Genomic DNA, 6,771 nt, shown 5'->3' with positions numbered 1-6,771 from the left:
GCGCGGCGCCCACACTATGCACGTCCGTGCCGCCTACCTTGTACGTCGGCACCCCCAGCGTCCCGTCCGTCTTGACCTTCGCGCCTCCACCCAGCGCGGCCGCCACGCTCTGCGCCGTGGCGCGCAACTGGTCGACGTTCACCGCATCCGTGCCTTCCGTACCGGACGCGACATTAGTGATCTGACGGCGGTTCCCCGCAGCACCGACCGAAACGGACCACTCCCGATCGGCCGTGGAGTACGCCCCGATTGCTACCGAGTTCGCGGCCTCGGCCTTCGCGCCCTTCCCCAGTGCCGTCGACGTATACCCGGCAGCACTAGCTCCCAGCCCAACCGCAGTCGCTTCGACGTTCGTAGCCGCCGAAAGCGCCCCAAGTGCCGTCGAATTTTGCGCGGTTGCGACCGCCGCCCCACCGATCGCGACAGCCGACATCCCGTTCGCGTTCGCGCTCGCGCCGACGGCAGTCGCACCGTTTCCTGCCTGTGCCGACTCGTCCTTGACATACATACCCGAATTGGCTACTACGTACGTGTTCGCCGCATTGTTTAACAGTCCGCGGGCTCCCATTGCCGCCTCATAGCTATCCAAGGCAGCCGGCTCCTCGCCCTTCACAACCCTCTCGTCGATTGCAATGGCGCCACTTTGGGCGGAAATTGACCGCAGACCAAAGGCACTGGCTTGATATGTCGGTGTTTGTGCGACCGTACTAACCGCGGCTCCCGTAGGAATTTGTGTCGATCGTGGCCCCGCTCCTTCTTCATTATCTGATGCCGACGCATCGACATCTCCGCCGTTAAACTTATAACCCGAAGCCATAGAGAAATCAGCGCTTCCGACATCGGGCGAGTCTTTGGTGGTCGTTTCCGCTTCGTTCTCAAAAACCGCACCATGGAGACCTGTCGCCACTGCCCGGTCCACAACTGCAGAGTTTGCATGGGCGACCTCACCGGTTGCAGACAATGCAATCATTCCGGCTGTCAAGCTGACAACCAACTTGAGTTGATTCGGCTTTCCTCTCGACGCCGAATTTTCCGAAATAGCCACCCACGCACGAAGCGCTTCATTCCAAATACTTTTGAACGATCTATTCACAATATAAAAACCAAGTAACTTACTGTTTATTTAAGGGCCAGCACCGCAGCGCTGCTTGAACGAGCATCCGGCAGGCGATCACGAAATTTGCTGGAACCAGGGCGCTTGCACGATCCGGCCGACGCAGTCACCGAGAAGACGCATACGCACGCGGCGACGCGGCGGACAGCGCGCCTGCCGCGGTCGGGCGCCGAAAACCGGTGCACGCCGATATCACATTGGCTACTTCATTGATCTGAATCTGCTCCGACGTGACTGCTCCTTGGGTCAGCTACTGATTTTGACCAATCGGCATCCACCGATAAATCAGACAAGTCAGAAATTTGCTCAATCGCATTGATTTGCATCACGGATTCCGACTTGCGCGCTTGACAAAGCGCCGATTATCGAAAGAGTTTTTTCAGGCCCCAAGTTCAGATGTCGCGTTTCCGCTAAATAGAAATGTCGTGTTTTGGCTAGTAGGTTGATCGCCGACAACCCCACAGGGAGCGCCGGCGATGAACGCGACTGGAACGATCACGATGACGATGCGTGAAGTGGATCGGCTGAAGGTCATTGAGGCGGTGGCCGAGTGCCGGCTCAAGCCAGACCAGGCAGCCGAACGGCTGAGTTTGAGCGAGCGGCAAGTTAAGCGCCTCGTGTTGCGCTATCGCGCAGCGGGCGTTGCCGGATTGGTGTCTGACAGGCGTGGGCGCCCGAGCAATCATCAGTTGCCGGCTGGAAAGGCGCAGCGGGTATTGCCAGTGGCGGATTCCCGCGCCCGGCGTCAGGGCGCAGGCCACCGAGGCGTTGGACGTCGAAGTAGCGGCGATGTACCGGGCCAGTCGCGACAGCTATATTCAATGCAAGGCATACGCAAGGCGGGTGAGCATCAACAGGTTCTGCTCCGGCGGAGCCTATGCATTGGCCGAGAGACCAATACGTAACAACAAGCCTTGAACAGACGAAATTTCTTGCTTGCGGCCGCACTGTCGCCGCTCTTCAGTTCGTGTACCCTGCAAGACGTGCACGACTACGCAACCGTGTTCGCAAACGGCTCGTACATCGGCGGAGTGACTCGCGCCAAAATGCCGCGTTATCTGGCCGAAGGACTGGGGGTCGTGCCAAACGGCGATCGATTGGCCGTCGCACGCGGCGCTTCCGTACTCGATGTGCTCGTAGAAGGTATGGGGCGCGTGAACTACGGCGATGATTTGATCGACCGCAAGGGAATTACGGAGGCCGCGCGCCTAGACGGATCTGAGCTACGCGGATGGCAAACGTATTCGCTTCCGATGGATCCGGAATTCGTCGAGGCACTTCGGCCGGCCTGCACCGATCCACACCGTCCCGGGCTCTTCTTCAAAGCTTCCCTTATGCTCAACGACGTAGGCGACACATTTCTAGACATGCGCCAATGGATCAAAGGTGTCGTATGGGTCAACGGCCGGAACATCGGGCGCTACTGGAACGTCGGGCCTCAGTTCCGGTTGTTCTGCCCCGCTCCTTGGCTTCGCAAGGGTTACAACGAAGTAACGATCTTCGATCTGCACCAGATCACGCCGGCACCGATCGATCTTCGATCAAGCGCCGTCGCATGATTTATTTTGCCGCTCCGCGCACGATCAGTGCGTCGTAATCCCGTTCGCACTGCTGGCCGGCGATACGGGCCCGGTCAGCATATTCCGCCAGCTCGCCCGCGCGCTGGTCAGCGCGTCCGAGCACGTCGGCAAGCAAATCGAGGGCGTCGCCGGCTGTCGGGCTTCCGGGGGTAGCGGCGGGATCGCGGGCTGCTGCGACGAGATGATCGACGCGCTGCTGCAGGCTGCCAGCGGCAGCGCGAGCAGCAAAAGCATCCGCGAGCGCGGCGGTTCGTTGTTGATTCGCATCTTTTGCGTTCTCCGATTGAGCCGCGGCGCGGCGGTTGGACTCGTCTCGCTCAGCTTTCAGGCCGTCAATCTGCTTCGCCTGATCCGCGACCTTGGCGGACTGGTCCGCATCACGGTGCCCCTTGAGATACCCGCACGCCGAACCGGCGACGACGCCGGCGACGACGAGCAGCCAGATGCGCGGGTCGATCCACGTCATGCGATCACCTCCCCGCCGGCCACACGATATGCCGCCAGCAAATGCTCTATCTTGTTTTCGTGCTGACCGTACCCGGCCCCCGGCAGGCTGGCCCATACGTTCGACACCTTCGCCACCGCCTCGCGGAACCGGCCAGCGTCAATCAACGGCAATGCGCCGTGCTCGCGTAGCTGCTGCAGCGCGTACCGGTCCTGCGAAATCGGCCCGAAGTCCGGGAGATTCATCTGTGCCTGATAGATCCGCCACCAGCGCGTCAGGATCTGATATCGGCCCGCAGCCGTCGATGGCACCCGGATCTGCCGGTTGAGGACGTTCGGATGCGCTGCATAGCCGGAGAACAGCAGCGGGCGCGACGGCGTCGAGCCGACGAGCACGTTGTAGCCGTCGTCCGACTTCTTCAGCAGATCGGAGCCAATCTCGCTCACGGCAATCATGTCGAGAAACGCGACGCGATTCCGCCCGCCGGCAGCGGTAACAGTAATTCGCGCCATCGTCACTTCTCCCCGAACAGTCGCTTCGCGTTCCGGCGCAACAGCACCTCAAGGTACTGCGACCCGATGATGCCGAGCGCGCTGCCAAGACCGAGCAGCGCGATCGGCGGCAGATCCGGAATCTGCAACAGCGCGATTCCCGCCACCATCGAAGTTGCAGAGCCCAACATCGCGCGGCCCGCTACCAGGCGAAATGTCAGCTGTTCACCACCTACCAACACCTTCGCGATACCACGACAGGCTGAAGGCTGACTTGTGGCGGCAGGATAAGCTCGGGGAGACGCCTGATAGAGTTTTCGAAGAGGCTGCCGTTCGATTCCTGAAGTTATGCGAAGGGCAACGCGACTATGCCGGGAAACTCCGACATGTCGCGTACTGGCGGGAGCAGTTTGCCGGTCGAACCGTTCGGACGATCACCGCCGACGAAATCTTCGATGCACTGCCGACGCATCGGGTGATCAACGGCAAACCTGCGCGGCCACTGGCGGCCGGAACACGGAATCGGTATGTCAACACTATCCGTCGCATGTTGAATCTGTGCGTCGAGTGGGAATGGATCGATCGCGTACCGAAGTTGGCGCGCTTCGAGGAGCCGGACGTGCGGATACGGTGGGAAACGCCCGAGGTAATCGCAACCATGATCAATGCGTTGCGGTTGCCCTGGATGCGCGATGCGGCGATCGTAGCTGTCGCGACGGGCATGCGCGAGTCGGAACTGTTCGGCCTGCGCGTCTCTCAAATCGATCTCGTCCGGCGCAACGCGTGGATCACGCACGCCGAGGCGAAGTCGAAGCGCGCCCGGTCGGTGCCGCTTAACCAAGATGCGATTGGCATCCTTGAGCGGCGCGTACGGACCGCAACGGATCTTGTTTTTACGCGAGACTACACGCGGGGCGACGGGCCGCCGAAGTTGATCAAGCAGATTGACAAGCGAGACTTCGCACGCGCATGTAAGGCGGCCGGAATGTTGGACTTCAATTGGCACGACCTGCGGCACACTTGGGCGAGCTGGCACGTACAGCGCGGCACGCCCCTGATGGTGCTGAAGGAGTTGGGCGGATGGGAGACAATCGCGATGGTGCAGAAGTATGCGCACCTTGCGCCCAGCCATCTGGCGCAGCACGCCAACACGGTCACGTTTTGGGCACACTCGGTGGAGCAGCAGCAAAATGCACGATCAGGCGAAACGACCCAAAGCCTTGCTACATAAGGGATTTAGTTGGCCCGCCCTACACGATTCGAACGTGTGACCTACGGCTTAGAAGGCCGAACAATCTGACATTCCCCGATGTTGACCTGCATCCCAGTCAGCCCACCAAATCACTGATACACAAGGACTTTTCGGAAACTTCACCGTATTTTTACGTTGACGTAAGTTGATTCCTTTGCCTAGAATTGGGTTACATGGCGGTTACATGAAGCTCTGTAACCCAGCTCTGAGGGGCGAGGCAATGGCAAAGGTCAATTTCACCGCGGGTCGCGTCAACGGGCATAGCTGTCCGTCTGGCAAGCCTCAGTCGTTCATTTGGGATAGCGGCGCATCCGGCCTCGGCCTTCGCGCCACGGCCGCAGGCTCCCTCTCATATATCTTCCAAGGCAAGTTGAATGGCGCGACGGTGCGCGTCACCATCGGCTCCCCGAAAGATTGGGGCATTGACGCAGCCAGGGACGAAGCGCGCCGCCTGCAACGCCTTGTAGATGCCGGCAAGGATCCGCGAGAGGAAGCAGCCGAACAGCGCGCCGCCGCGGAACAACGACAGTTAGAAGCTCGCCGGCAGGATGTGACCGTGCGGGCGGCGTGGGCCGAATACCTGACGGCGAATCGGAGCAAATGGAGCGAACGCCACTACGCCGACCATGAGAGGCTGGCCCAGGTCGGCGGCGAACCATGGAAGCGCGGAACCGGGCAAACCGTTGCCGGGCCACTGGCCGCACTGATGCCGCTGAAGCTATCGCAGTTGACCGCTGAGGTCATCGCGACATGGCTCGATACTGAGGCACAAACGCGCCCGACAAACGCCGAACAGAGCTATCGCAAGCTGCGCGCGTTCATCCGCTGGTGCGACGACAAACCGGAATATTCGGGGCTGATTGCCTCGAACGCATACACCTCCCGTGCCGTGCGCGCCGCCGTGCCCCGCACCAATGCGAAAGACGACTGTCTGCAACGCGAGCAGCTACCGGGATGGTTCGCCGCCGTGCGCCAGATTGGCAACCCGGTTATAAGCGCCTACCTGCAAGCCCTGCTCTTGACCGGAGCACGACGCGAGGAAATGGCCGGACTCCGCTGGGAGGACGTGGATTTTCAGTGGCGCAGTCTTCACATCGCCGACAAGGTAGAAACAGAGACGGGCCGCGTCATCCCCCTAACGCCGCATCTCGCATCCCTACTGGCTGCGCTACCCCGACGCAACGAATGGGTGTTCTCGAGCCCGTCTGCCGCAGATGGGAAACTGGCCGAGCCGCGTATCGCACACAACAAGGCGCTGGCCGCGGCCGGATTGCCTCATGTGACGATCCACGGCCTGCGCCGTTCCTTCGGCACCCTTTGCGAATGGGTCGAAATGCCCAGCGGTATCAGCGCCCAAATCATGGGCCACAAGCCCAGCGCACTTGCCGAAAAGCACTACCGCCGCCGCCCGCTCGACCTGCTACGGGTGTGGCACGACAAGATTGAAACGTGGGTCCTGGAACAAGCTGGGATTCCGTTTTCCCCGGCGCTGACGACCGGACTGAAGGTGATTACCGCAGCCTGACGGCATCAGGCAAAGCGGCGGCGTGGGTGCTGGAACACTTCGCGCCGCCTGACCATAACACGACCTATCAGGGAGGTCCGTATCATGGCTAAGCTCAATTCTACGTCGCGCCCCGCCGACGTCGCTCAGCTTCCAACCGTTCACCGGGCGAAGGGCCGGCGGCGTACGCGTCCAATTGCCGGTCAACCCCTCGCTCCGGTTTTACGTCTTGTGGCGAACGAGAACCACCGGAAGCCTCAATGCGAAGTCAACGCAGGACCTCAAAAGCTTTACGAGGACCTTTGTGCCGTAGCGCAGCACATCATCAAAATCTCGGACATCCTGTGCGAAATAAAACTGCCGGGGCGGCCGTGATACGCGGTTG

The 6,771-nt window shown here is 60.8% G+C and carries 8 protein-coding genes; 4 read left to right on the top strand and 4 right to left on the bottom strand.

Going from position 1 to position 6,771, the window contains the following annotated elements:
- A partial coding sequence (locus ACV22W_RS29925; RefSeq protein WP_448023021.1) for an ESPR-type extended signal peptide-containing protein occupies window positions 1–1,093 on the bottom strand: 1,093 nt, incomplete at its 3' end.
- A 497-nt stretch (window positions 1,094–1,590) separates the two neighbouring features.
- On the opposite strand from ACV22W_RS29925, the gene ACV22W_RS29920 reads away from it, so the two are divergent.
- Both ACV22W_RS29920 and ACV22W_RS29915 read left to right on the top strand, forming a co-directional pair.
- The gene (locus tag ACV22W_RS29920; RefSeq protein ID WP_448023020.1) at window positions 1,591–2,019 is read left to right on the top strand and encodes a helix-turn-helix domain-containing protein; all 429 of its coding nucleotides are present in this window, start codon (window positions 1,591–1,593) and stop codon (window positions 2,017–2,019) included.
- 27 nt (window positions 2,020–2,046) lie between these two features.
- A complete protein-coding gene (locus ACV22W_RS29915; protein ID WP_448023019.1) occupies window positions 2,047–2,673 on the top strand; it encodes a hypothetical protein in 627 nt (208 codons plus the stop codon).
- Between the two features lies 1 nt (window position 2,674).
- Here the strand turns inward: ACV22W_RS29915 and ACV22W_RS29910 are convergent, their stop codons facing one another.
- From ACV22W_RS29910 to ACV22W_RS29900, 3 genes are read right to left on the bottom strand one after another with little or no spacing between them, the layout of a single operon-like run.
- Window positions 2,675–3,160: a DUF2514 family protein gene (locus ACV22W_RS29910; RefSeq protein ID WP_448023018.1), complete on the bottom strand. Its 486-nt coding sequence runs from the start codon at window positions 3,158–3,160 to the stop codon at window positions 2,675–2,677.
- Window positions 3,157–3,651, bottom strand: coding sequence for a glycoside hydrolase family 24 protein (locus tag ACV22W_RS29905; RefSeq protein ID WP_448023017.1), 495 nt, complete (start codon window positions 3,649–3,651; stop codon window positions 3,157–3,159). The genes ACV22W_RS29910 and ACV22W_RS29905 overlap by 4 nt, the downstream gene beginning before the upstream one ends.
- 2 nt (window positions 3,652–3,653) lie before the next feature.
- Complete coding sequence (locus ACV22W_RS29900) at window positions 3,654–3,881, bottom strand: holin (RefSeq protein WP_448023022.1); 228 nt, start codon at window positions 3,879–3,881, stop codon at window positions 3,654–3,656.
- Between the two features lie 23 nt (window positions 3,882–3,904).
- Between ACV22W_RS29900 and ACV22W_RS29895 the strand changes: the two genes are divergently transcribed.
- Window positions 3,905–4,861: a tyrosine-type recombinase/integrase gene (locus tag ACV22W_RS29895; RefSeq protein WP_448023016.1), complete on the top strand. Its 957-nt coding sequence runs from the start codon at window positions 3,905–3,907 to the stop codon at window positions 4,859–4,861.
- Window positions 4,862–5,102: 241 nt separating this feature from the next.
- On the top strand, window positions 5,103–6,407 hold the full coding sequence (locus ACV22W_RS29890) for a tyrosine-type recombinase/integrase (RefSeq protein ID WP_448023015.1): 1,305 nt from the start codon (window positions 5,103–5,105) through the stop codon (window positions 6,405–6,407).
- The last annotated feature ends 364 nt before the right edge of the window (window positions 6,408–6,771 follow it).

The organism is Burkholderia sp. AW49-1, from assembly GCF_053427845.1.
The sequence above is the reverse complement of the archived record's forward strand: the minus strand, read 5'-3'. Positions and strand labels throughout refer to the sequence as shown.